Source organism: Alloyangia pacifica, from assembly GCF_003111685.1.
GTDB classification, from domain to species: domain Bacteria; phylum Pseudomonadota; class Alphaproteobacteria; order Rhodobacterales; family Rhodobacteraceae; genus Salipiger; species Salipiger pacificus_A.
Window position 1 is genome coordinate 383471 of the sequence record NZ_CP022189.1, and the last position, 25531, is coordinate 409001.

Sequence of the window (25531 nt, forward strand, 5' to 3'; positions counted from 1 at the left end):
GCCGGGCGCGCCGACTTGGGCCCGTCATTCGGCAATGTCGTTGGTGTCTTGCGAATGTCGGCGAGGTGTCTTTCCAAGCGGATCGGCAAGAAGCACAGACGTCCAAGATACCCGTGGTTGTGGCTCGGCGCAGGCTGCCCGATCACGGTGTATCAGGGGAGATCCTCGGGTCCGGAACCCGCAAAGAAAAACGCCGCCCCGAGGGACGGCGTTTTCCGAAATCCGGAAGGGATGGGATCAGAAGCCCAGGCCTTCGTATTTCTTCTTGAACTTCGACACGCGGCCGCCGGCGTCCAGCAGACGCGACGAGCCACCGGTCCAGGCCGGGTGCACGGTCGGGTCGATGTCGAGAGACATCTGGTCGCCTTCCTTGCCCCAGGTCGAACGGGTCTGGTAGATGGTGCCGTCGGTCATCTTGACGTCGATGACGTGATAGTCGGGGTGGATGCCCTTTTTCATAACGGCTCTCCTTATGCGTCGGCGCCGGCGAGCGGCTTGTAGTTGGTCTGCTCTGCGATACGGGCGGATTTGCCGCGACGCGAACGCAGGTAGTACAGCTTGGCGCGACGGACCTTGCCGCGGCGCACCACCTCGATCGAGTCGATGTTGGTGGCATAGAGCGGGAAGACGCGCTCGACGCCCTCACCGAAGGAAATCTTGCGGACGGTGAACGAGCCGGCGATGCCCTTGCCGTTCTTACGGCTGATGCAGACGCCTTCGTAGTTCTGCACGCGGGTACGCGTACCTTCGGTCACCTTGTAGCCGACGCGCACGGTGTCGCCGGGCTTGAAGTCAGGGATGGTTTTCCCCAGGGCGGCAATTTGCTCCGCCTCGAGCTGTGCGATCAGATCCATCTGACGCTCTCCTATCTGCTCACGGTTTTTCCCGTGAAGGTGTCGCGTTCTCAGAGCTCCGTGTCTTCGACCGGGTCCGCCTTGGCGCCCGCGGGAGGTAACAACATCTTTGTCTTCTGGGTGGCCAGAGGCCGCGTCCGGACCGCTCGGGCCGCGCCGAAGAAACGCGAGAGGCGGGAACGGACGAGTCCACGAGTCGCCGAGCGGCGTCGTGGATTGGCGCCATATAGGCGCGGAAGGGCGCTGGATCAAGGGAAAACTGCGGGTTTGGGCCCGCGTGAGCGCGGGCAGGGGCGAGGCGCGCTGCCCCTCGCGATCCACGGGATATTTGGGTCTAGAAGAGGGGCCGCGCGGTCAGGATTTGTCCTGTGCGGCGCGCGCCTCGTGCGCCTGCCAGAGATCGGGGCGGCGGGCGCGGGTGATCTCTTCGGATTGCGCGCGGCGCCAGGCCTCGATCGCGGCGTGGTTGCCCGACAGCAGCACGTCGGGGATGCGGTGACCCTGCCAGTCGGCCGGTCGGGTGTATTGCGGATGCTCAAGCAGCCCGTTGGAGAAACTCTCTTCCTCGGTCGAGGAGGCATTGCCGAGCACGCCGGGGATCAGCCGGATGGTCGCGTCAAGCAGCATCTGCGCGGCGATCTCGCCGCCGGTGAGGACGAAGTCGCCGAGCGAGACCTCGATGATCTGGTAATGGTCGATCACCCGCTGGTCGAGACCCTCGAAACGGCCACAGATCAGCGTGACGCCGGGCTCCTGCGCCAAGCGCTGCGCCATCTGCTGGTCGAAGCGGCGGCCGCGCGGGCTGAGGTAGATTAGCGGCGCGCGGGCGGGCATGCGGGCGCGGGCGTGTTCGATGGCCCGGCCCATCACGTCGGGGCGCAGCACCATGCCAGCGCCACCGCCGGCGGGGGTGTCGTCGACGTTACGGTGCCTGCCCTCGCCGAACTCGCGCAGCGCGACGGTGCTGAGCTGCCACAGCCCATCCTGCAAGGCGCGGCCGGTAAGCGAATGGCCCAGCACGCCGGGGAAAGCATCGGGCAGCAGGGTGATCACCTGCGCCTGAAAGGCGCGGGCGAGCTCCGGGGCCTCGGTCATCAGCTCGCGCGGCGTCAGGCTGGGTCGGATGGTCTTGCGGCCCGAGGCGCGCTGCGGTGTGTCGGTCATGTCGGGTATCCTTCGCGCCCCTCTGGATCGCGCCCCCGTCTAGCGGCGGAGCGTCCGCGGCTCAAGCCATGGAGTTCGGACCGGGACGGATAGCAGGGGCGGGCCGATGGAATCAGCCGCCGGCCGAGAGGGGCGTGTGCGCGGTGGTGGCCGCGGCATGCTGCACCGCAATCCGGCGCAGCCGGTCGTGCAGGTCGAGCACCATGTCCGGCAGCCGGAAGCACCGGGCGAGGCCCCCGGCGCGCTCGGGCGTCGCCCGCAGGAGCGTGACCAGCAGCCACAACTCGGTAACCCCGCGAGGGGTGAGCTCGGCGGCGCTGCGGGCGCGGTGGCAGGCGAGCCCGCGTTCGAGAATGCGCCGGAGCGCGTATTCGGGGCTTTCCGGTTGCGTGCCAAGGGGCGCCGGGCTGCTCAGCAGACGGGCCAGCTCGGCGCGCATCTGCCGCACGGGCGGGAGCGGCAGGGGTGGGCGGCGCAGCGCGCGGCGGGTCAGCAGGACGGGCCGCGCAGCGCGGAACCGGCGCAGCGAGGCGCGCCCCGCAAGCGCCGCCAACAGGCCAAGCAGCCAAAGCGCGGCGAAAAGAAAAAGCCGCTCATGACCCAGGGCCGGCGCAACGGCTGCAACACTCAGGCTGGCGATAAGACAAAGGAGGAGAAACGGCGCATACCGCGCCCGCAGGCCAAGACGGACCACTGAAAACACAACACCAAACCTCGGGACGAAACATTGGGTTAAGAACACTGGCGTAAGCCTAGCATAGCCCCTTGGGATTCTGGACAGAATTCACCAAAGACCCGGAATCATCACCTTTTGGGGAACAATCGGTGAGTTTCGGCCTCCTCGTTTCCGGGGCGCGGGACTTCTCGGTGTCCGGTCGCAGCCCGGTGCAGGGTTATTCCAGCAACCCCTCGGGTGGGTCTGCGATGATCCGGCCAGAGGCAAGGTCGACGGTCGGCACCACCGCGCGGGTGAAGGGCAGCAGGACCGTGGAGGAAGCGCCGGGCACGATCAGCTCGAGCAGGTCCGAGGCGCCGTGGTTGAGCACCGCCTTCACCTTGCCGATCTCGGCGCCGCCGGTGTCGAGAACGGTCAGCCCAATCAGGTCGGTATAGTAATATTCGTCGTCGGGGAGGTCAGGCAGCCGGTCGCGGGGTGCAAAAAGCTGCAGCCCCTTCAGGGCGTCAGCCTCTTCCTTGGTACGCACGTCCGAGAGTCGCGCGGCAAAGCCGCCCTTCAGCGGGCGGGTGATCTGCAGATCGAAGCTGCGGCTGCCGTCCTCGGAGGTGAGCGGGGCATAATCGGCAATCGCCTCGGGGTCGGCGGTGTAGCTCTTTAGCCGCACCTCGCCATGCACGCCGAAGGCGCCGCCCAGAACGCCGACACAGATCATCTCGTCCACTTCGATGCGCCTCCCGTCATTGCGCTTGTCCGGCCCGATGCGCGGGGCGCCGGGGCCGGTGAGGGCGGGGATAGCGCGACCTGGCCCGCTTGTGCAATCTCCGAAAGGCTCAGAACCGCAGGTTGAAGACCCGGGTCACCCCAATGCGGAAGCGCCACTGGTCATTGTCGCCGGTGTCGACGATCGGGCTGTCGGCGGCGTCGCCCTGCAGGTTGTCCCAGTTCAGCGCGCTTTCGACACCCCAGAGGTCGTTGATCTTATACCGCGCGCCGACCTGGATGCCAGCGCTGATCAGCCCTCCCTCAGGATCGTAGGCCGGTAGATCGGCGGTGGCCTCGTCGGGGTCGACGCCTGAGTAAGTGTCGATGAACGCGTCGTTGGCCCAGATGAAGCGCGGGCCGACAGTCAGCCGCCAGCGGTCGTCGGGGCGGGCGACATAGTCGAGCCCGACCGAGCCGACGTAGCCCTCGTGACCGCCGAATCCGCGGCGGATGTCGGCAAATGCCTCGTAGTTCGGTCCGGCAAAGCCGATGCCGAAGCCGAGTTCATAGCTCGGATCGATGTCGTGCAGGCTCTCGAGGTCCGGGTCATTGCTTGCGTCGCGTTCGCCGAGGTAGCGGAACGAGCCGTGAAAGTCCCAGCCGTAATCTTCGGCCCAGGGGTCGGTGTCGCCGACCTCGGGCAGGCCGCGCAGGCGCAGGTGGCGGAAGCGGAAGCCGATGTCGGGACCGACGTCGTATTCGTCCGAGCCGAAGAACTTCGGCTGGGTGGCCACGCCGGCGCGCAGGGTGAAGGTGAAGCTGTTGCCCGGGGACTGGGTCGAGGTGACCGGCTGGGTCACCGGGGCGCCGTCGCCGATCGTCTCGGGTGTCACGAAGTCCTGCGCCAGCGCCGGGCCTGCGAGCAACAGGGTCACGAGCGTCAGCGCGGCGGTCTTGGCAGCAAGGGGGCGGAGCAGCGGCATGGCAGATATCCCGGTGTTCGCAAGGCAGTACCGGACTGATGGTAGGCCGCTGATGCAAGTTATCCAAGCGTCAACCAAAAAGGGTGCGCAGGATTTCTCCTGCGCACCCCTTATTGTGGCATTGATGCCGCGGAGAATTACTCTGCGGACTCTTCTGCCGGTGCTGCTGCGGCCTCGGCTGCTGCTTCCGCTTTTGCTGCCTTGGCTTCGGCGCGCTCGGTGGCTGCCTTGCCCGGGACGGCTTTCTTGGGGTTGCTGCGCTCTTTCTTCTCGACGACGCCTGCCGCTTCGAGGAAGCGTGCAACACGGTCGGTCGGCTGGGCGCCCTGGCCGAGCCAGTACTGGATGCGCTCGACGTTCATGACCACGCGGCGCTCATCGTCCTTGCCGAGCAGCGGGTTGTAGGTGCCCAGCTTCTCGAGGAAGCGGCCGTCACGCGGCATGCGCGAGTCGGAGGCGACGATTGCGTAGTGGGGGCGCTTTTTCGAGCCACCGCGGGCAAGACGGATTTTCATGGCCATGGGGGTATCTCCTTGAGTATGGCGTTTCGTGACGGGCAAAGCCCTGTCAGGATTGGTGTTTTTCGTGGTGCTTGATGACTTCCTGAATGATGAAGTTCAGGAATTTCTCGGCGAAGGCCGGATCGAGATCCGCTTTCTCCGCCAGGTCCTTGAGCCGCGCGATCTGCTGCTCTTCACGCGCGGGGTCGGAGGGGGGCAGCTCGTGGGTGGCCTTGAGGACCCCCACGGACTGCGTGTGCTTGAACCGCTCGGCGAGCGTGAACACGAGGATCGCGTCCAGTCGGTCGATGCTTTCGCGGTGTTCTTTCAGAAGGTCTGCGGCGCGGGCGGCGGGATCACTCATGCTCGGCTCCTTTGAACAAGAAAGAGGGGGCACACTCCGTGCACATCCCATGCACGACGCGTGCATCGGAGGCGGCAGGAACCGCGCGCCGGGACTTGGGGGAAAACGCGTCAGTCAACGGCCCATCCCTTCGGCTTGAAGAGCGGATCGATGTAGTTGGCGATCTCCATGTCGATGCCATGCGCGAGCTGGCTGCCGCGCAGCGCCGCGGGCGCCGGGTGGCGGTAGACGGCGTCGCTGCCATCGACGGTTGCGGCCGCGGGATCCTTGCGGGCCCCGAGCCGTTCGGCAAGACGGATGGAATCGAGGTTCTTGGGGTCGATGTAGCTGACCGCCCCGTCCCATCCGGCCTCGTCGTAGAAATACTGTCGCACGCGCTGCGTGGCCTCGAGCGCGTAGCCCTTGCCGCCACGGTCCGGCCAGATGATCCAGGCGATCTCGCGCTCGGGCCATTTGGCCGGGAACCAGCCGCCGGCCATGCCCACGGTCTCGCCGGTCTCACGCAGGTGGATCATCCACATGCCGAAGCCGCGGATCTGCCAGTGGCCGATCTCGGCGGCGTAGAGCATCCAGGTCTCGTAGGCATTGAGCGGCCCGCCCATGAAGCGCGAGCGGTAGGAGGCGAAGGTGGCCTTGAAGTCCGGGTAATCCTCGGACTTCGGCGCGCGCAGCACCAGCCGGGCCGTCTCCAGCTCGGGAATTCCCTGCAGCACGGCTGCGGGCACCGCCGGAGCGGTCTGGGGCTGCATCGCGAGGCTCATCCGGCGATCTCCGGGTGGCGATAGATGTGGGCGACGTGGCCCAGTACCATTTCTTCGCGCTCGAAGCTGGCGCCAAGGCGCAGGGCCAACGCGCGCGAGCGGTCGTTCCCGGGGTCGACGAGGCTGATCAGCCGGGTCAGTCCGAAGTGCGTCGCGGCGGCGGCGCGGGCGGCGGAGGCCGCCTCATAGGCGTAGCCACGGCCTTCGAACTCCGAGAAGATCGAGTAGGCGAGCTCGGGTTCGGGCCATTCGATGTGGTTGAGCGGCCCGGTAAAGCCGGCCATCCTGCCGCTCTCGCGGTCGGTGACGTGCCAGATGCCGTAGCCGCGGATCTGCCAGTGGCCAGCCGAGCGCAGCAGCGTGCGCCAGACGTGGCCGCGGTCGACCGGGCCGCCAACGAAATGCGAGCGCGGCTCGGCATAAAAGGCGCACATCGCCTCGAGATCATCCAACTGCGGAGCGCGCAGGACCAGGCGTTCGGTTTCGATGGTGGGGATCACGACGCTCATGCCAGCACCTCCTCGGCGGGAGGGTGGCGATAGAGCATGTCCTCGCCCATGTGGTAGTTCTTGTAGGTGCGCTCGTAGATCGCGCCCAGACGTTCGGCCAGCGCGACAGAGCGCGTATTGCCCGGCACGATATTCGACGTCAGCGTCTTGAGGCCGAGGTCCTCGTAGGCATAGCGGCGCACGCGCAGCGCCGCCTCGCTTGCAATGCCGCGACCTTCGTAGCCCTCGAACACGACCCAGCCAATCTCGGGTTCGGGCCAGCCCTCGGGGTTCCAGATGCCGCAGATGCCGGCGGGCTTGCCGGTCGCCTTTTCTTCGATCGTGAAATAGCCGTATCCGCGCAGGTGCCAGTGGCCGACGTTCAGCGCGAACCAGCGCCAGGCATCGCCGCGATGGTCGTAGCCGCCGAATCCCTCCGAGCGCTCGCGGTCGAGCAGGAAGGCGATCATCGCTTCCGCGTCACCGGCTTCGGGGCCGCGCAGGATCAGGCGTTCGGTTTCGAGGCGGGGGGCGGTGACAAGGCTCATGCGTAGGCCTCCACGCTGCCATCCGAATCGTCTTCGGGCGCGCCATAGAGCGCGAAGGGATTGCCCGCGAGGGCCTTGGCGGCGCGCACGCCCTCCGTGCCGGCTGCCTGAGCGGCGGTCGGGGTCGTCACTTCTCGCGAGGGAAGGGGGAGGGGGTGCAGTTCGCTCATTTTTTCTTGCCGAAGCCGCCGAGGCCCGGCGGCAGCGCGCCGCCGCCCATGCCGGGCATGCCGCCGAGACCGCCGGGCATCTTGCCGCCCATCGCCTTGGCCGCGGCCTCGATCTGCTTGGGGTCCATCTGCGAGGGGTCCATGCCCTCGGGCATGCCGCCGGGACCTTTTGCGCCGAACATGCCTTTCATGGCCTGCTTCAGCATGCCGCCTTTGCCCATCTTGCCCATCTTCTTCATCATGTCGGACATCTGGCGCTGCATTTTCAGCAGCTTGTTGAGATCCGCCACTTCCATGCCCGCGCCCGCCGCGATGCGCTTCTTGCGAGAGGCCTGCAGGAGCTGCGGGTTGGCGCGCTCCTTCTTGGTCATGGAGTTGATGAGCGCGATCTGCTGGCGCAGGATCTTGTCGTCGAGACCGGCCTCGTCCATCTGCTTGGCCATCTTCGCGGCGCCGGGCATCATCTGCATCATCGCGCCGAGGCCGCCCATCTTCATCATCTGCTCGAGCTGCATCTTCAGGTCGTTCATGTTGAACTGACCCTTCTGGAAGCGCTTCATCATGCGCTCGGCCTGCTCGGCCTCGAGCGTTTGCTGCGCCCTTTCCACCAGCGCGACGATGTCGCCCATGCCGAGGATGCGGCCGGCGACGCGCTCGGGTTCGAAGGTCTCAAGCGCGTCCATCTTCTCGCCGAGGCCGACGAACTTGATCGGCTTGCCGGTGATCGCACGCATCGACAGCGCGGCGCCGCCGCGGCCGTCGCCGTCCATCCGGGTCAGCACCACGCCCGAGACGCCGATCTTGTCGTCGAACTCGGTGGCGACGTTGACGGCGTCCTGACCGGTGAGACCGTCGACCACCAGCAGCGTCTCGCGCGGACTCACCACGTCGCGCACGTCGGCGGCCTGCTGGATCAGCTCGGCGTCAATGTGCAGGCGGCCCGCGGTGTCGAGCATGTAGACGTCATAGCCGCCAAGGCTGGCCTGGGTCTTGGCGCGCTTGGCGATGGCGACCGGGTCCTCGCCCTTGACGATCGGCAGCGTGTCGACGCCGATCTGCTGGCCGAGAATCTGCAGCTGCTCCATGGCCGCCGGGCGGTTCACGTCGAGCGAGGCCATCAGCACCTTCTTGCGGTCGCGCTCTTTCAGGCGCTTGGCAAGCTTGGCGGTGGTGGTGGTCTTGCCCGAGCCCTGTAGGCCGACCATCAGAATCGGCGCGGGCGCGTTGTCGATGCGCAGCGCGCCGGGCTCGCCTTCACCGGCGAGTGTGGCGATCAGCTCGTCATGGACGATCTTCACCACCTGCTGGCCGGGGGTCACCGACTTGGTGACCGCGGCGCCGGTGGCTTTTTTCTCGACGGCCTTGATGAACTGGCGCGCCACGGGCAGCGAGACGTCGGCCTCGAGCAGGGCGACGCGCACTTCGCGCAGGGCGGTGCGGACGTCATCCTCGGAGAGGGCGCCCTGCTTGGTGAGGCGGTCGAAGACGCCGCCGAGGCGTTCGGAAAGAGATTCGAACATGGGCCGTCTGGCTCCTTCTTCTCTGGTCCGTATCTGGTGTGCAGACCCGAGATGGGGGCCGCGCGGCGTAGAATCAAATGTGACGCCGGGAGCGCCGTCTTGTCGGGCCCGTGCGCCAATGCGAAAACGCCTCCGTGGGCGCAACGCGCTGACGGAGGGCGATCCCGGGCATAGGCCCAAGGGACCGGAAGCGATGGGACTCCCGGTGGATTGCGCGCGATGTACGCCTCCAGGCGCGGCGAGTCAAGCAAAGCAGGGGTGCCGTGCGGGAGCGGGCGAGAAGCGGGCAAAAACCGCAAGATGAGTTGCCCTTGCGGCAGTGCAACGCGGCGGAGCGTTTGCAAAATGGGCACACTTCGTGCCGATGCCCGCCTATCAAGCATATTTTCCTATTTATTTCTGGCCCAGTGCACCGAATGACGCTATGTCAAAGTCTGAAGACGCTCAATTGATAGGTGCGAATATGAAACTCAAAGAACTGTTTGCTTCCGCAGCCGTCATCTCCATGATCGGCGCTTCCGCAGCTCTGGCCGGCTCGCCGGCACCGGTCGTCGTGGAAGACGAGCCCTATGCTGTGGTTCCGGTTGCTGCTCCGTCGAGCGGTGCAGCTCTGGCCGTGGCCGGTGGCCTGGCAGCCATCGCACTGATCGCTGCTGCCTCGGACGGCGACGACAGCTCGGACACCTCGGGTACCGACTGATCCAATCGGACAGATGTTGCGCTTCGGCGTGGCTTGAGAACGCCCGGCCTCGGCCGGGCGTTTGTCGTTTCGGATCCGCGCGTTCGTGGCGTTTGCCGCGCTGGTGCCTTGCATTCCCGCACCGCTTCGCGCTTTCTAGCGCCACAGCGTGAGCGGGTGCACAGGAGAGACCGATGGACAACTGGGACGAGATTCGCACCGCCTACCATGTGGCGCGGCTGGGCACCGTCAGCGGCGCCGCCGAGGTTCTTGGGGTGCACCACGCCACGGTGATCCGGCATATCGATGCGCTCGAGGCGCGGCTTGGGGTGAAGTTGTTTCAGCGGCACGCCCGCGGCTACACGCCGACCGAGGCGGGCAGCGACCTATCGCGGGTCGCGCAATGCACTGACGACCAGTTCCAGCAGCTTGTCGGCCGAATCAAGGGTCGGGGCGAGGCGGTCTCGGGAGAGCTACTGGTCACCTCGCTGGTCAACTTCTCGACGCTGATGATCGGTGCGCTGACCTCCTTCCGCGAGGCCTACCCGGATGTCACGGTGCGCTACCTGACCGGCTCGCGCCTGTTCCGGCTCGAGTACGGCGAAGCGCATGTGGCGCTGCGCGCCGGGGCCGCGCCGCAAGAGCCGGACAACGTCGTCCAACCTTTCGACCGCCAGTCGGTCGCGCTCTACGCCGCGAAATCCTACATCGCGCGCAAGGGCAAGCCCGAGGGCGCGGCGGACTTGGCCGCGCATGACTTTGTCGGATTCGATGATCTCGATTCCCGGGCGCCCTCCAACCGCTGGATGAAGGGGCATGTGCCGCAGGAGCGCATCGTCTTCCGGACCTCTGACGACCGGGTGCAGTTGCAGGCGATCCGCGCCGGGGCGGGCATGGGGTTCATGTCGGTGACCGAGGGCGAGACGGACCCCGAACTGGTGCAGGTGCTGCCGCCGCAGGAGGACTGGTCGTCGCCTCTTTGGCTGGTGACCCACGTCGATCTGCACCGCACGCCCAAGGTCCAAGCCTTTCTCAAGCACCTGAAGGCCTATGCCGCGGAGCAGGACGCGGCGTGACCCTTACTGAAAGTGGACGTGGCCATCTCGCGATGCTGGCCTTCTCGGCGCTTGTCGCCGGGTCGTTTTCGCTCGGCTCCATGGCGGCGCCGCATATCGCCCCGGCGGCGTTGAACGCGACACGCTTCCTCATGGCGACCGCGCTGCTTTTCCTTGTCGTACAGGCACGCGGCGGCGTGCGGCGCGCAGCGCTTACGGCGCCTTGGCGATACCTGCTGATTGGCGGGCTTATGGCCGTCTACTTCGTGCTGATGTTCGAAGGCCTGAAGACCGCCGAGGCGGTGAGCATGTCGGCGGTCTTCACGCTGACCCCGGTCATGGCGGCAGGCTTTGGCTGGCTGCTGCTGCGCCAGCGGATGAGCCGGCGCATCGCGCTGGCGCTGGCCATCGGCGGGGCGGGCGCGCTCTGGGTGATCTTCCGCGCTGACCTTGAGGCGCTGCTGCGTTTCGCGCCGGGACGCGGTGAGATGATCTTCTTCGTCGGCTGCGCCGCCCATGCAGTCTATGCACCGCTGGTGCCGCGCCTGAACCGGGGCGAGCCGGGGCTGGTCTTTGCGCTCGGTACGATGGTGGCCGGCACGCTTGTGCTGATCCTCTGGGGCTGGCGTGACATCCTGGCCACCGACTGGAGCGCGCTGCCGCGCATCGTCTGGGTGACGATCCTCTACACAACGGTCGCAGCGACCGCGCTGAGCACTGCGCTGCTGCAATTCGCCGCGATGCGCCTGCCGAGCGCCAAGGTCATGGCCTATACCTACCTTATCCCGAGCTGGGTGATCCTGTGGGAGATCGGCCTGGGCCGTGGCGCGCCGCCGGCGCTGATCCTCGTCGGAGTCGGCCTGTCTGTCGTGGCGCTGCTGTTGCTGCTGCGGGACGGATAGGGGGCAAATCCGTTCGACGGTCTCGGACGTTATGGAATGTCGTCTAGGGTCAAGTCGTCACGCGCGGGATCATCCGGTCTCAGCTCGACCCGCAGGAAGCGTTCGAAGGCGTCGAGATTGATCGCCTCGAACTGCCCGAACCCCTGCATCCAAACCGAGGCCTCTCGCAGGGCATCTGGCTCGAGTTTGCACCATTTCACCCGGCCGCGTTTCTCCTGGCTGATCAGCCCGGCTGTGGCGAGGATCGCCAGGTGCTTGGAGATCGCCGCCAATGACATCTCGAAGGGCTCGGCCACATCGGTCACCGCCATGTCGTCCTCGAGCAGCATGGCGAGGATGCGTCGCCGCGTGGGATCGGCCAGGGCGGCGAAGACGATGTCGAGATCGGGTTGCATGCGCTCATAAGCGCCGGAGCGGGGCAGGGCGTCAAGCCGCGCCGTGGCGGTGGTTTCACCATACTCAACCCCGGGGTTGAATATGGTTTCGCGTCGGTGTTGGCGCTAGCGCGCGGTTGCTGTGCTGGGGCTTCCCCAGCAGGTTGATAGAAATCAATGACTTGAGGCCATATTTCAGCCGTTCACGGCGGGTTGACTTAGAGCCCCCCTCCGCATAGCAACTCCCTCGAACGTCCGAATGGAGCGAAATGGTGGGCGATCCCGATCCGAAGCGGCAACTCGACGCGCTGGAGGCGAAGATCGCGGCGGCCAAGGCTGCCCGGGAGACCCGGAAGTCGCACCAGGAGGAGCACTATTCTCAGGCCAATGTCGCCTGGCGGATGGTGACGGAAATGGTGGCCGGTCTCGGGATCGGCTTCGGCATCGGCTACGGCTTGGACATCCTCTTGGGGACCATGCCGTGGCTCATGGTGCTCTTCACATTGCTAGGCCTCGTGGCGGGCATCCGCGTGATGCTGCGGACCGCCGCCGAGATCCAGGCAAAACAAACTTCCGGCAGCGCCGGAGAGGGACAATCCTCCGGCACGCCCGGAGATGACGAGAAGAGGGATCGCGGCGATGGCGACTGAAGCGGCTCACGGTGCTGATATGGCAGAACACGCGGTAGAAGGCGGCCTGTCCTTCCACCCGATGGACCAGTTCATGATCAAACCGCTCTTCGGAGCGGGTGACGTGGGCATGTTCACCATCACCAACGCGACGCTGTGGATGTTCCTTTGCATCCTCGCGATCATCGGCGTCATGGTGCTGGGCACCTCGCGCCGCGCGATCATCCCCTCGCGCAGCCAGTCGGTCGCCGAACTGGCCTACGGCTTCATCTACAAGATGGTCGAGGACGTTACCGGCAAGGATGGCCTGAAGTACTTCCCGTACATCATGACACTGTTCATGTTCATCGTTTTCTCGAACTTCCTCGGTCTCATCCCGATGAGCTTCACCACCACCTCGCACATCGCGGTGACCTGGGTGCTGGCGCTCTGCGTGTTCCTCGGTGTGACCATCCTCGGCTTCGTCAAGAACGGCGTGCACTTCCTCGGCCTGTTCTGGGTGACCTCGGCGCCGCTGGCGCTGCGCCCGATCCTCGCCGTGATCGAGATCATTTCCTACTTCGTCCGCCCGGTCAGCCACTCGATCCGTCTTGCTGGCAACGTGATGGCCGGTCACGCCGTGATGAAGGTCTTCGCAGGCTTCGCCGCGCTGGCCGTCGTCTCGCCGGTGTCGATCGTCGCGATCACCGCGATCTACGGGCTCGAAGTTCTGGTGGCCTTCATCCAGGCCTATGTGTTCACCATCCTGACCTGCGTCTACCTCAAGGACGCGCTGCACCCTGCCCACTAAGAGCAGGCCGGTCCGGACAACCTCTATCCATCCAATTCCATCGTAAGGAGAGACTCAAATGGAAGGCGATATCGCAAACCTCGGTCAGTTCATCGGCGCCGGCCTCGCAGGCCTGGGTTCGGGCCTCGCAGCCCTCGGCGTGGGTAACGTTGCTGCAAACTTCCTGGGCGGCGCCCTGCGCAACCCGTCGGCAGCTGCATCGCAGACCGCCACACTCTTCATCGGCATCGCATTCGCAGAAGCACTGGGGATCTTCTCGTTCCTCGTCGCTCTGCTGCTGATGTTCGCCGTCTAATCCTTCGGGACCTTATCCTTACGCGGGGGCGGCGCCGTCATTGACGGGCCGCCCCAAGTAGAGACAACGTTCCGACGGAGGACGACATGGCGGTCGAACCCATTCAGGAAGAAATGGCCGGTGTCTGCGTCGACGCCCATGGCTCCGCCATCGGGATGCCGCAGCTTTGCGGCGAGTGGATTCCGAACCAGATCTTCTGGCTCATCATCACTCTGGTGGTGATCTTCTTCGTGCTGTCGCGCATCGCTCTGCCGCGGATCGCATCCGTCCTGGCCGAGCGTCAGGGCACCATCACGAACGACATCTCCGCCGCGGAAGAACTGAAGCGCCAGGCGAAGGACGCGGAAGCGGCCTACGAGAAGGCGCTTGCCGATGCCCGTACCGAGGCACAGGCCATCGCGCAGAAGACCCGCGACGAGATCAAGGCAAAGCTCGACGCCGCAACGGTCGAGGCAGACGCCAAGATCGCCGAGAAGTCGGCCGAGTCCGAAAAGGTCCTCGCCGGGATCCGCGCCTCTGCCGTGGAAAGCGTCGAGGCCGTTGCAAAGGAAACCGCGGAAGCCATCGTGGCGGCCCTGGGAACCTCTGCCGACCAGGCCGCGATCGACGCGGCCGTGGCCAACCGGATGAAAGGCTGATCCCATGCGCAAACTCATGACCCTGAGCGCGCTCGGCACCTTGATGGCCAGCCCCGCGCTGGCCGCCTCCGGCCCGTTCTTCTCGCTGCGCAACACCGACTTCGTGGTGCTGCTCGGCTTCCTGCTGTTCCTTGCCGTCCTCGTGTACTTCAAAGTGCCGAAGATGCTGGGCAGCCAGCTCGATCGCCGTGCCGAAGGCATTCGCAACGAGCTTGAAGAAGCCCGCGCGCTGCGCGAAGAAGCACAAACCCTGCTGGCCTCCTACGAGCGCAAGCAGCGGGAAGTGCAAGAGCAGGCGGAGAAGATCGTGGCTCAGGCCAAGGTCGACGCCGAAAGCGCTGCTGAGCAGGCCCGCAAGGACCTCGACGACTCCATCGCCCGCCGCATCGCGGCTGCCGAGGAGCAGATCAAGTCCGCCGAGAACTCGGCTGTCCGGGAAGTGCGCGACCGCGCGATTGCCGTGGCCGTGGACGCTGCCCGCGACGTGATCGCGACGCAGCTCGGCGCCAAGGACAAGGCGGCCCTTGTGGACGCGTCGATCAAGGAAATTGGTGCCAAGCTGCACTGATCTTTCCGACCCCAAGATGCTTGCAGAGCCCGGCCTATGGCCGGGCTTTTGCTTTTGGGGTGCGCGGCAGGGCCGCAACGCCCCAAAAGGTTGGGACGCGGGACCCTCAGAAGTCTTTTCCTTGAAGTTGACCCCATATAGTGTGTGCATACCGCAAGCACAGCCAAACATGTGGGCGGCAGCACGAGGGGACAGCGTGGCACATATCATCGTCGTAGGAAACGAGAAGGGCGGGGCGGGGAAGTCCACCGTCTCGATGCACGTGGCAACCGCTCTGGCGCGCATGGGGCACCGCACCGGCGCGCTGGATCTCGACCTGCGGCAGCGCTCGGTGGGCCGCTACATCGAGAACCGCCGCGCCTTCTGCAAGCGCGAGGGGCTCGAACTGCCGATCCCCCTCTACCTTGACCTGCCCGAGGTCGCGCCCGAGGCGCTGGCGCCCGGCGAGAACGCCTTTGATCACCGGCTGTCCAAGGCGGTCGCGCAGCTGGAGACCGACTGCGACTTCGTGCTGATCGACTGCCCCGGCTCGCACACTCGCCTGAGCCAGGTTGCGCATTCGCTGGCCGACACGCTGATCACCCCGCTCAACGACAGCTTCATCGACTTCGACCTGCTCGCCCATGTCGATAGTGATGGCGACAAGATCCTTGGCCCTTCGGTCTATTCCGAGATGGTCTGGAACGCCCGCCAGCTGCGGGCCCAGGCCGGGCTGCAGCCAATCGACTGGGTGGTGCTGCGCAACCGTCTCGGGGCGCAGAACATGGTCAACAAGATGAAGATGGAAAAGGCACTGACCAAGCTGTCGAAGCGCATCGGCTTCCGCATCGCGCCCGGCTTCAACGAGAGGGTAATCTTCCGCGAGCTGTTCCCGCGCGGGCTGACGCTGCTCGACCTCAAGGATATCGGGGTCGGCAACCTCAACATCTCGAATGTCGCCGCGCGCCAGGAGCTGCGCGAGCTGGTCTCGGCGCTGGACCTGCCCGGCGTCGAGGTGAATTTCTGAGGCCGCGGGCCGCTAATGGGTGCGCATGTGCAGCGCGATGAGCGTTGCGCCGATGCCGGAGCTCAGCAGGTCGATGCCGAGAAAGAAGCCCAGGAGACCCATCGCCGAGTCTGGGAGCGTGGCCATGATCAGGACCCCGAGGACCACCGAGACTAGACCGGCGAAGACCAACCAAATCCATCCCGAGCGCTGACGAAGCGTGAAGCCGATGGCGATGCGCACGACGCCGAGGGCGAGGAAGAATAGCGCGATCAGCCAGGTCAGCGAGACGAGCCCGCGCTCCGGGTTGGCCAGCAGGAAGACCCCGAAAGCCAGCACGAGCAGCCCAAGAATGGCCTCGGCGAGCCGCGCGCCGGTGCTGGCCTGCGCGTTGAAGGCGATCCAGAGCTGCAAGGCCCCCGCCGCGACAAAAGCGATCGCCGAAATCGTCAGCACGGTGAGCGAGGCGGCAAAGGGATGCACCAAGGCTCCAATGCCGCCGAGGATCAGGATGATCCCCAGAACGAGCATCCAGCCCCATTTCTTGCGTGGATCGGAGGGCAGGGGGCCATGGGACATGGCGAGGCTCCATTAGGGCACAGGGCACGAGCGCTGCGCGAACCGGGCCAATTCTGAGCGCAGGACGGGTTTCTGGCAACCGCGCCGCGGCGAAGGTAGCGAGAATTTCATAAAGTTGCACAAGACTTTGCGCATGAACTTGCCATGCAGGGAGCGCTTTTCCGCGGGCGCACCGGCCTGCCTTTGTCTCGCATTGCTGGCTGCGGGGTCGGTTGGCGCCACGCTTGGGCCCGGGCGAGTGATTTGCCGCGGTGCGCCGCTCAGAGCGCCTTTTCGTAGAACAGGCTTGAGCTGTTCTCGACGTAGCCGCCGAAAGGTCCGCGCGGGACGAAGCCGGTCTGCTCGTAGAGCGCGACGGCCGCAGGGAGCTTGTCCCCGGTCTCCAGCCGCAGCAGCGGGATGGCCTCGTCGCGGGCAATGCGCTCGAGGTGATCGAGCAGCCTGCGCGCCAGGCCCAGGCCGCGCGCTTCGGGGCTGACGAACATCGATTTCACCTCGGCGTAGCCGTCCTTGCGGGCGATGGCGGCGCAGCCCAGCAACACGCCGTTCTCCTCGGCGCCGAAAAGTGTGATCTCGGGGGCGCAGAGCGCGTCGATGTCGAGAAAGTAGTTCTCTTCCGGCGGGAACAGCGACTCCATCAGCGCATGGCTGGCTATCAGCAGCGCCTCGGCGCGCGGATCGCGGGGCGAAACTGGACGAATGGTCACCGACATCAAAGCTTTCCTCTGGGCATCGCTTGGGATATTGGCCGGGCCTGCGCCACGGTCAACCCACAAATATGGCGGAGGTTCCGCAATATCTTGTGGACAACTGGCAAGCGCCCGCCACATCCGGTGCAAACCGTTTGACTTGGATCGCGGCAGGGCGGCAAATTCGGGGCTAACTTCGGAATCAGGACACGGCAGTGCAGTTCACACGGCTTCGACTGACGGGCTTCAAGAGCTTCGTTGATCCCACGGATCTCGTCATTGCCGACGGCCTGACGGGGGTTGTCGGCCCGAACGGCTGCGGCAAGTCCAACCTGCTCGAGGCGCTGCGCTGGGTGATGGGCGAGAACCGCGCCAAGGCGATGCGCGGCGCGGGCATGGAAGACGTGATCTTCGCAGGCGCCCACTCGCGCCCCGCCCGGAACTTCGCCGAGGTGGCGCTGACCATCGACAACGGCGACCGGCTCGCCCCGGCGGGTTTCAACGATCAGGACCAGCTCGAGATCGTCCGGCGGATCACCCGCGACGTTGGCTCGGCTTACAAGGTGAACGCCAAGGACGTGCGCGCGCGCGATGTGCAGATGCTCTTCGCAGACGCCTCGACCGGGGCGCATTCGCCCGCGCTGGTGCGGCAGGGGCAGATCTCCGAGCTGATCAACGCCAAGCCGAAGAACCGCCGCCGGATCCTCGAGGAAGCCGCGGGCATCTCGGGCCTTTACCAGCGCCGCCACGAGGCGGAGCTGAAGCTTAACAACACCGAGGCGAACCTGCTGCGCGTCGACGACGTGATCGAGCAGCTTGCGGCACAGCTCGGAACGCTCGACCGGCAGGCCAAGCAGGCGCAGCGCTACCGCGCCATCGGCGCGGAGCTTCGGCAGGCCGAGGGCCTGCTGCTCTACCGCCGCTGGATGGAGGCCGAGGAGGCGCGTCAGGCGGCGGAAAACGTTCTCCGGGGCCTCGTCACTGCCGCCGCTCAGGCCGAGAACGCCGCCCGGGCGGCCGAACGCGCGCGCGCCGAGCGCGACGAGGCGCTGCCCCCCCTTCGCGAGGAAGAGGCCATTGCCGCCGCCATCCTGCAGCGCCTCGCGGTGCAGCGCGACGCGCTGTCCGAACAGGAGGCCCGTGCGCAGGACACCATCGAGACGCTGACCCGCCGGATCGAGCAGATCGCCCTCGACATCGAGCGGGAAGGCGCGCTCAACCGCGACGCCGGCGAGACGATCGCGCAGCTTGAATGGGAAGCCCGCGAGTTGGCCAAGGCCGCCGAGGGCCACGACGAGCGGCTGGCAGAGGCCGCCGACGCGGCTTCCGAGGCATCTGCCGTGCTGCAGGACCGCGAGTTGGCGCTGACCCAGCAGACCGAGGACGTGGCGCGGCTCGCCGCTCGCCACCAGTCGGCGCACCGCTATCTTGCCGACCTGCGCAAGGCGCTGCTTCGCCACGAGGGCGAGGCCGGAAAGGCGCGAGACGCCGTGGCCGAGGCGCGCGGCAAGCTGGCCGAGGCGACCGGCGCCATGGAAGACGCGCAGGCGCGCTCCGAGGATGCGCAGACCATGGCCGCCCGCGCCGAGGAACTCCTGGCGCAGGCCGACGAAGCGCGAACCGACTGTCAGTCGCGCGAGGCCGAGGCCCGGGCCGAGCGCTCCGAGGCCGAGGGCGAGGCGAGCGCTCTGCGCGCCGAGGTTGGCGCGCTCACCCGGCTGCTCGACCGCGATACCTCCGAGGGCGGACAGGTGCTCGACCAGTTGCTGGTGGCGCAGGGTTTCGAAAAGGCGCTTGGCGCCGCGCTCGCCGACGACCTGCGCGCGCCCGAAGTGGGTGCGGGCGCGGCCTCGGGCTGGGTGGAACTGCCGCGCTATGAAAGTCAGCAGCTGCTGCCCGAGGGGGTGAGCGCGCTGTCGCAGCATGTCACCGTGCCGGGCGTGCTGATGCGCCGGATGAGCCAGATCGGTCTCGTTGAGCGCGCCGAGGGCACCCGCCTGCAGCCGCGTCTGAAGCCCGGCCAGCGTCTCGTCAGCCGCGAGGGTGACCTGTGGCGCTGGGATGGCTTCCGTGCCGGGGCCGAGGATGCGCCCTCTGCCGCCGCCCTGCGGCTCGAGCAGCTCAACCGGCGCGAGGTGCTGAAAACCGAGATGGCCCGCGCCGAGGCACAGGTCGAGGCCATGCGTGTGGCGCATGATGCTCTGGTCGCCCGGCTCGCGGATCTCACCCGCGCCGACAAGGTGGCGCGCGAGACCCGGCGCGAGGCCGACCGCGAAGTGAACGAGGCCATGCGTGCCTTCAACCGGGCCGAAAGCGACCGCAGCATGGCCGAAAGCAGGCTGGAGAGCCTCGGGCTGGCGGTGAGCCGCCACGAGGGTGAGGCCGAGGCGGCGCGCAAGCAGGTGCTCGAGGCCGAGCGCGCCCTGTCGGAGCTGGGCGATCTGGAAAGCGCCCGGGCGCTGGCCGAGGACGTGCGGATGACCGTCGAGGCGGCCCGCATGACCATGATGACCCGCCGCTCGGCGCATGACGAGTTGCGCCGCGAGGGAGAGGCCCGCAAAGGCCGCCAGCAAACCGTGACCAAGGAGCTTTCGGGCTGGCGCCACCGGCTGGAGACGGCCGAGAAACGCAGCGCCGAGCTCTCGGAACGCAAGGCCACCCACGAGCGCGAACTGGCCGAGGCGCGCGCGGTGCCGAACGCGCTCGCCGGCAAGCGCGACGAACTCGCTCGCTCGATCGAGGAGGCCGAGGAGCGTCGCAGCGCCGCCGCCGATCTGCTGTCCGCCGCCGAGAGCGCCATGCGCGCCGCCATTGCCGCCGAGCGCGACGCGGAACGCGCAGCCTCCGAGGCGCGGGAGGCCCGTGCTGGCGCCGAGGCGCGCGTCGAGGCCGCGCGCGAGACCGTCGCCGCCGCCGCCGAGCGCATTGAGGACGAGCAGGAGACCACCCCAGAGAAGCTGCTCGCTCGGCTCGACGTGGCGCCCTCCGACATGCCGAGTTCCGAGGCGGTCGAGGCCGACGTGAACCGCCTCAAGCGCCAGCGCGACGCCCTCGGCGCGGTGAACCTGCGTGCCGAGGAGGACGCCCGAGAGGTGCGCAGCGAGCACGACACGCTGGCGCAGGAAAAGACCGATCTCGAGGAAGCCGTGCGCACGCTGCGCGCGGGCATCTCCTCGCTGAATCGCGAGGGCCGCGAGCGGCTGCTGACCGCCTTCGAGCAGGTGAATGCCAACTTCCGCCTGCTGTTCACCCACCTCTTCAATGGCGGCGAGGCGAACCTCGTCATGGTCGAGAGCGACGACCCGCTCGAGGCCGGGCTCGAGATCATGTGCCAGCCACCGGGCAAGAAGCTCTCGACGCTCTCGCTGCTCTCGGGTGGCGAGCAGACGCTGACCGCGCTGGCGCTGATCTTCGCGGTGTTCCTTGCGAACCCGGCACCGATCTGCGTGCTCGACGAGGTCGACGCGCCGCTCGACGACGCCAACGTCACGCGCTTCTGCGACCTGCTCGACGAGATGTGCCGCCGTACTGAAACCCGCTTCTTGATTATCACTCACCACGCGGTGACGATGAGCCGGATGGACCGGCTCTTTGGCGTGACCATGCAGGAGCAGGGCGTCAGCCAGCTCGTTTCGGTGGACCTGAAAAAAGCCGAGCGTCTGGTCGCCTGACGAGGCGGGCTGCGCGCTGGCCGCGCCGGGTGCCTCCGGCGGGGCCATTTCGAGTTTGCGGCACGCCGAAGCGCGCCCCTGCCTCTTTCGAGGTCAAACATCCCGGGGGTCCGCGAGCAGCGTCCCCGGTCCGGCCTCAGCCTACCGCGATATTGTCGATCAGCCGCACCCCGCCCAGCCAGGCGGCGGCGAGCAGGCGGGCCGGCCGCGAGGGATGCTCCAGCGGAGCGAGCCCGTCCGCGCTGCGCAGCTCGATGTATTCGACCTCTGAAAACCCCGCCTCGCGCAGCGCTGCCTCGGCCTGGAAGCGCACCGGGCCGAGGCTCTCGCCCTCGACCAGCCGCTCGGCCACCTGCCGCAGCACCCGGTGCAGCGCGGGAGCGGCCGCGCGGGTCTCGAGGGGCAGAAGCACGTTGCGGGAGGAGAGCGCCAGCCCGTCCTTTTCGCGCACGGTCGGGCAGCCGATGACCTCGGTCAGCAGGTCGAGATCACGCGCCATGCGGGTGACCACCTGCAGCTGCTGGAAGTCCTTCTCGCCGAAATAGGCACGGTCGGCGAGGGTCTGCAGGAAGAGCTTCGCGCAGACCGTGGTAACCCCGTCGAAGTGTCCGGGTCGATGCGAGCCGCAGAGACCGTCGGTCAGCCCAGAGACGAGCACCGAGGTGGCAAAGCCCTCTGGGTAGATCTCCTCCGGACCCGGCACATAGATCGCATCGACCGCATGGGGCGCCAGCTTTTCGGCATCGGCCTCTTCCGTGCGCGGGTACTTGTCGAGGTCAGAGGCCGTGTTGAACTGCTTGGGATTGACGAAGATCGTCACGATCACCCGGTCGCAGCCGGTTTTCGCGGCCTCCACGAGGCTCAGGTGCCCGGCATGCAGCGCGCCCATGGTGGGCACCACGCCGATGCTCTCGCCAGCGGCTTTCCAGCCCAGCACGGCGTCGCGCAGCGCGGCCTTTGTTCGCAGGATGGGCGCGGTCATCTCGTCTTCTCCGGTGCGTCTTCGGCAAAGACATGCTCGGCCCCGGGAAACTCCCGGGCGCGCACCTCGGCCGCGTATTCCTCGATCGCCGCCTCGGCCTGGTGGCCGAGCGCCGCGTAGCGTTTCACGAATTTCGGCTTGAAGGCTGTGAAGGCCCCCAGCATGTCGTCGACGACAAGGATCTGCCCGTCGCAGCCCGCCGAGGCGCCGATGCCGATCGTGGGAATCGGCAGCTCGGCGGTGAGCCGGTCGGCAAGCGCCGCGGGGACCTTCTCCAGCACCACGGCAAAGGCGCCGGCCTCGGCCACGGCGTGTGCCCCCGCCACAAGCGCCTCTGCCGCCGCGCCGCGTCCCTGCACCTTGTAGCCGCCCAGCGTGTGGATCGACTGCGGCGTCAGCCCGACATGCCCCATCACCGGGATGCCGCGCTGCACCAGAAAGCGGACGGTCTCGGCCATATGCACCCCGCCCTCGAGTTTCACCGCCGCTGCGCCGGTCTCGGCCATGATCCGCGAAGCCGCGCGAAAGGCCTGCTGCGGGCTCTCCTCGTAGCTGCCGAAGGGCATGTCGACGACCATCATCGCCTTGTCGAGCCCGCGCCTCACCGCCTGCCCGTGCAGGATCATCATCTCTAGGGTGACGCCAAGGGTCGAGGGCAGCCCGTGCAGCACCATGCCGACGGAATCCCCCACCAGCACGAAATCGCAATGGGCGTCCATCGCCTGCGCCATCGGGGTCGTATAGGCGGTAAGGCTGACCAGCGGCACGCCGCCCTTGCGGGCACGGATGTCCTCGGGCAGCGGGGCGCTCCTGCGGGCCGTGGCGCTCATGGACGTCTCCTCTCGTCTGCGGATCCTCGCGCGGGATGGGGCCCTTTAGCAGCCCGAGGGGTTCCGATCCAGACCGCAAACCGTGTCGCCGCTTGCACAAACGGGGCAATTGCGCGCAGTCTTGCCGGAGTTCCGCCCGCCCGGCCCCGACACAGGAGTTGCCTTGCCGATGACCCGACCGATCGCCCGTTTCAGCCTCTCCCTCGCCGCGCTGCTGCTCGGCTCCGCTGCCGCCCTTGCCCAGCAGGACGATCTGATCATCGCGCTGCAGCTCGAGCCGCCGCATCTCGACCCGACCTCCGCCGCCGCCGGGGCGATCGATTCCGTGCTCTACAGCAACGTCTTCGAAGGGCTGACGAAATTCGCCGAGGACGGCTCCATCCACCCGGGCCTCGCGGAGAGCTGGGATATCTCCGAGGACGGCACCAGCTACACCTTCCACCTGCATGAGGGCGTCACCTTCCACGACGGAACCACGATGGACGCCGAGGATGTGAAGTTCAGCCTCGACCGCGCCCGCGCCGAGGACAGCCAGAACGCCCAGAAGGCACTCTTTGCCGGGATCGACGAGGTTACCGTGCTGGACCCGCTGACCGTGCAGATCACGCTCAAGGCACCCGACGGCGGCTTCCTGTTCAACATGGCCTGGGGAGACGCGGTGGTCGTCGCGCCCGAGAGCATCGAGGGGATCAAATCAAACCCGGTCGGCACCGGCCCCTTCACCTTCACCAGTTGGACGCAGGGCGACAGCATCAGTCTTACCCGGAACGAGAGCTACTGGGGCGAGGCGCCGGCGCTGAGCCGCGCCACCTTCCGTTTCATCTCGGACCCAACCGCCGCCTTTGCCGCGATGATGGCGCAGGACATCGACGCCTATGCCGGCTTCCCGGCGCCGGAGAACCTGCCGCAGTTCGAGGCCGATCCGCGCTTCCAAGTCCTTGTCGGCTCGACCGAGGGCGAGACGATCCTGGCGATGAACAACGGGCTCGAGCCCTTCGACGATCCGCTGGTGCGCGAGGCGGTGGCCCACGCCATCGACCGGCAGGCGATCATCGACGGGGCAATGTTCGGGCTCGGCACGCCGATCGGCACGCATTTCGCGCCGCATAACCCAGACTACGTCGACCTGACCGACCTGTCGAATTACGATCCCGAGGCATCCAAGACCCTGCTCGCCGACGCGGGCTATCCCGATGGCTTCACCACCACGCTGAAACTGCCGCCGCCCTCCTACGCCCGCCGCGGCGGCGAGATCATCGCGGCGCAGCTCCGCGCGGTTGGCATCCAGACCGAGATCACCAACCTCGAATGGGCGCAATGGCTCGAGGAGGTGTTCCGCGGCAAGGACTTCGGCCTGACCATCGTCAGCCATACCGAGCCCATGGACATCAATATTTACGCGCGGCCCGACTATTACTTCCAGTATGACAACCCGGAGTTCCGGGACCTCATGGCGAAGCTGACCGCGACCACCGATCCGGCGGCCCGCTCGGAAATGTTGAAGCAGGCGCAGCAGATCATCGCCGAGGATCACGTCAACGCCTTCCTCTTCCAGCTCGCCTTCCCGACAGTGGCGGATGCCAAGCTGCACGGATTGTGGAAGAACCAGCCGACGCAGGCCACCGATCTCACCGGGGTTTATTGGGAAAAGTGATCAGCAGGGAAGAGTGTGGGGCGATCCGCCCCCCTCACGCCCGGGATACTCCAGCTCATAAGAACGGATGGCGCGACGCTCTGATCCTTCAGGCATTGCATTCTTCTAGGCAGAAACATTTCCGCGGGAGGCATTCCTGCGCTTGACCAGACGCGCGGCGCTCAGCGCAGAAGAAGCCGCTCAAGGCTGCGGGCCATGACCCGGGCGCTGTCGAGCATGTCGGTGACGCCAATCCACTCGTCGGGCTTATGCGCCAGCTCCAGCACGCCCGGACCGTAGGCGATGCAGTTCTTCAGCTTGCCGATGCGATCAATGTGCTTTTGGTCGTAGCTGCCGGGCGAGGCGACATAGGTCGCGTCCTGGCCCAGAACCTCGCGGATCGCCTCGGCCACGGTGGTGACCACAGGGGCGCTCTTCTCGGTCATCGAGGGGATGACGCGGTTCAGTTCGCGGATCTCGTATTCGAAGTTCGGGCGGCGGGATTTGAGGTCTTCGAGCAGGCACACGACCTCCTCCTGAACGCCCTCGACGGTCTCTTCCATCAAGAAACGCCGGTCGATCACGATGCGGCAGCTGTCGGGCACGCAATGGGCCGGCAGGCCGTCATGCTCTTCGGCCTGGCCACCGTGGATCGAGTTGATGTTCATCGTCGAGTTTCGCGCGCCCTCGGGGACCACGGGCATCTCGGTGACGCGCGCGGCCATGGCCGGGAAAAGTGTTTCCTCGAAGGCGTCGAGCACGGCGCCCATGTGCCGGATGGCGCAATCGCCGAGGAAGGGCATGGAGCCATGGGCGATCTCGCCCTTGGTTTTGATCTCGGCCCACCAGCCGCCGCGGTGGCCAAGGCAGATGCGGTGCTTGTCGAGCGGTTCGGGGATGATCACATGCTGCACCCGCTCGGGCGAGAACCAGCCCTCTTTCGCGAGGTGGGCCACGCCGCCGTAGCCGCCGGATTCCTCGTCCGCCGTGGCGCTGATCTCCACCGCGCCGGCGAAATCGGGGTGCTGCTCGAGAAAGGCCTCGGCGGCGATGATCGAGGCGGCGAGCCCACCTTTCATGTCGCAGGTGCCGCGGCCGTAGATGCGGTCGCCCTCGAGCGCGCCGCCAAAGGGATCGCGGGTCCAGCCGGCGCCGACCTCGACCACGTCGTGATGCGAGTTGAAATGCACGCACTCGCCGGGGTGGGCGCCCTCGCGGCGGGCGACGATGTTCCAGCGTGGGTAGGTTTCGCTGTCACCTGGGGCGCCCTCGGCGCGGACCAGCGTGCAGGCGAAGCCGCGCGCCGAGAGTCGGCGTTCAAGGTAGTCGCAGATATCGCGGTAATATTGCCCGGGCGGGTTCAGCGTCGGGATGCGGACGAGATCCTGCGTCAGCGCGATCAGATCGTCGCGCTTGTCGTCGATGCGGCGCGCGAGGGCATCCATTGGGCGGGTGGCGAGTGCGTCGGTCATGCCAGCACTCTTCCCGGCTTTGCCGCG

The 25531-nt window shown here is 66.8% G+C and carries 30 protein-coding genes; 11 read left to right on the plus strand and 19 right to left on the minus strand.

Annotated features, from left to right (window positions below):
• Positions 1–237: 237 nt before the first annotated feature.
• The 13 genes from rpmE to ffh form a co-directional block, all read right to left on the minus strand.
• On the minus strand, positions 238–459 hold the full coding sequence (gene rpmE / locus CEW88_RS01810; protein ID WP_095883017.1) for a 50S ribosomal protein L31: 222 nt from the start codon (positions 457–459) through the stop codon (positions 238–240).
• A gap of 11 nt (positions 460–470) precedes the next feature.
• Entirely contained in the window at positions 471–854 is a 384-nt protein-coding gene (rplS, locus tag CEW88_RS01815) for a 50S ribosomal protein L19 (RefSeq protein ID WP_095883016.1), read from the minus strand.
• A gap of 354 nt (positions 855–1208) precedes the next feature.
• Entirely contained in the window at positions 1209–2018 is an 810-nt protein-coding gene (gene trmD / locus CEW88_RS01820; RefSeq protein WP_108964428.1) for a tRNA (guanosine(37)-N1)-methyltransferase TrmD, read from the minus strand.
• A gap of 112 nt (positions 2019–2130) precedes the next feature.
• A complete protein-coding gene (locus CEW88_RS01825) occupies positions 2131–2571 on the minus strand; it encodes a hypothetical protein (protein ID WP_159099529.1) in 441 nt (146 codons plus the stop codon).
• 340 nt (positions 2572–2911) lie between these two features.
• Positions 2912–3418: a ribosome maturation factor RimM gene (rimM, locus tag CEW88_RS01830; protein WP_193989048.1), complete on the minus strand. Its 507-nt coding sequence runs from the start codon at positions 3416–3418 to the stop codon at positions 2912–2914.
• A 109-nt stretch (positions 3419–3527) separates the two neighbouring features.
• Positions 3528–4382: a MipA/OmpV family protein gene (locus CEW88_RS01835; protein WP_108964430.1), complete on the minus strand. Its 855-nt coding sequence runs from the start codon at positions 4380–4382 to the stop codon at positions 3528–3530.
• A 137-nt stretch (positions 4383–4519) separates the two neighbouring features.
• A complete protein-coding gene (gene rpsP / locus CEW88_RS01840; RefSeq protein ID WP_108964431.1) occupies positions 4520–4903 on the minus strand; it encodes a 30S ribosomal protein S16 in 384 nt (127 codons plus the stop codon).
• A 46-nt stretch (positions 4904–4949) separates the two neighbouring features.
• Positions 4950–5246 (minus strand): chorismate mutase, encoded by a 297-nt coding sequence (locus tag CEW88_RS01845; protein WP_092427867.1) that lies wholly within the window; start codon positions 5244–5246, stop codon positions 4950–4952.
• Positions 5247–5356: 110 nt separating this feature from the next.
• The gene (locus tag CEW88_RS01850) at positions 5357–6007 is read right to left on the minus strand and encodes a GNAT family N-acetyltransferase (protein WP_235940304.1); all 651 of its coding nucleotides are present in this window, start codon (positions 6005–6007) and stop codon (positions 5357–5359) included.
• Complete coding sequence (locus CEW88_RS01855; RefSeq protein WP_108964432.1) at positions 6004–6516, minus strand: GNAT family N-acetyltransferase; 513 nt, start codon at positions 6514–6516, stop codon at positions 6004–6006. The genes CEW88_RS01850 and CEW88_RS01855 overlap by 4 nt, the downstream gene beginning before the upstream one ends.
• Complete coding sequence (locus tag CEW88_RS01860) at positions 6513–7043, minus strand: GNAT family N-acetyltransferase (protein ID WP_108964433.1); 531 nt, start codon at positions 7041–7043, stop codon at positions 6513–6515. Before CEW88_RS01860 ends, CEW88_RS01855 begins: the two co-directional genes overlap by 4 nt.
• A complete protein-coding gene (locus tag CEW88_RS24415) occupies positions 7040–7213 on the minus strand; it encodes a hypothetical protein (RefSeq protein WP_159099530.1) in 174 nt (57 codons plus the stop codon). The genes CEW88_RS01860 and CEW88_RS24415 overlap by 4 nt, the downstream gene beginning before the upstream one ends.
• On the minus strand, positions 7210–8733 hold the full coding sequence (ffh, locus tag CEW88_RS01865; protein WP_108964434.1) for a signal recognition particle protein: 1524 nt from the start codon (positions 8731–8733) through the stop codon (positions 7210–7212). The genes CEW88_RS24415 and ffh overlap by 4 nt, the downstream gene beginning before the upstream one ends.
• A gap of 463 nt (positions 8734–9196) precedes the next feature.
• Here ffh and CEW88_RS01870 point away from each other — a divergent pair, with 463 nt between their 5' ends.
• The 3 genes from CEW88_RS01870 (at position 9197) to CEW88_RS01880 (ending at position 11369) form a co-directional block, all read left to right on the plus strand.
• Entirely contained in the window at positions 9197–9433 is a 237-nt protein-coding gene (locus CEW88_RS01870; protein ID WP_108964435.1) for a hypothetical protein, read from the plus strand.
• A gap of 173 nt (positions 9434–9606) precedes the next feature.
• Positions 9607–10488, plus strand: a complete 882-nt coding sequence (locus tag CEW88_RS01875) for a LysR family transcriptional regulator (RefSeq protein WP_108964436.1) — start codon at positions 9607–9609, stop codon at positions 10486–10488.
• Positions 10485–11369, plus strand: a complete 885-nt coding sequence (locus CEW88_RS01880) for a DMT family transporter (protein WP_302664667.1) — start codon at positions 10485–10487, stop codon at positions 11367–11369. Before CEW88_RS01875 ends, CEW88_RS01880 begins: the two co-directional genes overlap by 4 nt.
• A gap of 29 nt (positions 11370–11398) precedes the next feature.
• On the opposite strand, the gene CEW88_RS01885 is transcribed toward CEW88_RS01880, so the two are convergent.
• Positions 11399–11764 (minus strand): metalloregulator ArsR/SmtB family transcription factor, encoded by a 366-nt coding sequence (locus CEW88_RS01885; protein ID WP_108964438.1) that lies wholly within the window; start codon positions 11762–11764, stop codon positions 11399–11401.
• A 251-nt stretch (positions 11765–12015) separates the two neighbouring features.
• On the opposite strand from CEW88_RS01885, the gene CEW88_RS01890 reads away from it, so the two are divergent.
• From CEW88_RS01890 to CEW88_RS01915, 6 genes are all read left to right on the plus strand, one after another.
• Entirely contained in the window at positions 12016–12393 is a 378-nt protein-coding gene (locus CEW88_RS01890) for an AtpZ/AtpI family protein (protein WP_108967490.1), read from the plus strand.
• Complete coding sequence (locus tag CEW88_RS01895; protein ID WP_108964439.1) at positions 12383–13162, plus strand: F0F1 ATP synthase subunit A; 780 nt, start codon at positions 12383–12385, stop codon at positions 13160–13162. Before CEW88_RS01890 ends, CEW88_RS01895 begins: the two co-directional genes overlap by 11 nt.
• 58 nt (positions 13163–13220) lie before the next feature.
• Positions 13221–13457 carry a F0F1 ATP synthase subunit C gene (locus tag CEW88_RS01900; RefSeq protein ID WP_092427884.1) on the plus strand — a complete coding sequence of 79 codons (237 nt, stop codon included), beginning with the start codon at positions 13221–13223 and terminating at the stop codon, positions 13455–13457.
• Between the two features lie 86 nt (positions 13458–13543).
• Positions 13544–14095, plus strand: a complete 552-nt coding sequence (locus tag CEW88_RS01905; RefSeq protein WP_108964440.1) for a F0F1 ATP synthase subunit B' — start codon at positions 13544–13546, stop codon at positions 14093–14095.
• A 4-nt stretch (positions 14096–14099) separates the two neighbouring features.
• Entirely contained in the window at positions 14100–14663 is a 564-nt protein-coding gene (locus tag CEW88_RS01910; protein ID WP_108964441.1) for a F0F1 ATP synthase subunit B, read from the plus strand.
• A 196-nt stretch (positions 14664–14859) separates the two neighbouring features.
• Positions 14860–15669 (plus strand): division plane positioning ATPase MipZ, encoded by an 810-nt coding sequence (locus tag CEW88_RS01915; RefSeq protein WP_108964442.1) that lies wholly within the window; start codon positions 14860–14862, stop codon positions 15667–15669.
• Positions 15670–15681: 12 nt separating this feature from the next.
• Here the strand turns inward: CEW88_RS01915 and CEW88_RS01920 are convergent, their stop codons facing one another.
• Positions 15682–16227, minus strand: coding sequence for an HdeD family acid-resistance protein (locus CEW88_RS01920; protein WP_108964443.1), 546 nt, complete (start codon positions 16225–16227; stop codon positions 15682–15684).
• A gap of 260 nt (positions 16228–16487) precedes the next feature.
• Entirely contained in the window at positions 16488–16940 is a 453-nt protein-coding gene (locus tag CEW88_RS01925) for a GNAT family N-acetyltransferase (protein WP_108964444.1), read from the minus strand.
• Between the two features lie 191 nt (positions 16941–17131).
• Between CEW88_RS01925 and smc the strand changes: the two genes are divergently transcribed.
• On the plus strand, positions 17132–20587 hold the full coding sequence (gene smc, locus CEW88_RS01930) for a chromosome segregation protein SMC (RefSeq protein WP_108964445.1): 3456 nt from the start codon (positions 17132–17134) through the stop codon (positions 20585–20587).
• A 136-nt stretch (positions 20588–20723) separates the two neighbouring features.
• Here the strand turns inward: smc and panC are convergent, their stop codons facing one another.
• Both panC and panB read right to left on the minus strand, forming a co-directional pair.
• Positions 20724–21569: a pantoate--beta-alanine ligase gene (gene panC, locus CEW88_RS01935; RefSeq protein WP_108964446.1), complete on the minus strand. Its 846-nt coding sequence runs from the start codon at positions 21567–21569 to the stop codon at positions 20724–20726.
• Positions 21566–22399 carry a 3-methyl-2-oxobutanoate hydroxymethyltransferase gene (gene panB / locus CEW88_RS01940; protein WP_108964447.1) on the minus strand — a complete coding sequence of 278 codons (834 nt, stop codon included), beginning with the start codon at positions 22397–22399 and terminating at the stop codon, positions 21566–21568. Before panB ends, panC begins: the two co-directional genes overlap by 4 nt.
• A 169-nt stretch (positions 22400–22568) precedes the next feature.
• Between panB and CEW88_RS01945 the strand changes: the two genes are divergently transcribed.
• A complete protein-coding gene (locus CEW88_RS01945; protein WP_108964448.1) occupies positions 22569–24053 on the plus strand; it encodes an ABC transporter substrate-binding protein in 1485 nt (494 codons plus the stop codon).
• A gap of 161 nt (positions 24054–24214) precedes the next feature.
• On the opposite strand, the gene CEW88_RS01950 is transcribed toward CEW88_RS01945, so the two are convergent.
• Positions 24215–25504, minus strand: coding sequence for an acetylornithine deacetylase/succinyl-diaminopimelate desuccinylase family protein (locus tag CEW88_RS01950; protein ID WP_193989050.1), 1290 nt, complete (start codon positions 25502–25504; stop codon positions 24215–24217).
• Between the last annotated feature and the right edge of the window lie 27 nt (positions 25505–25531).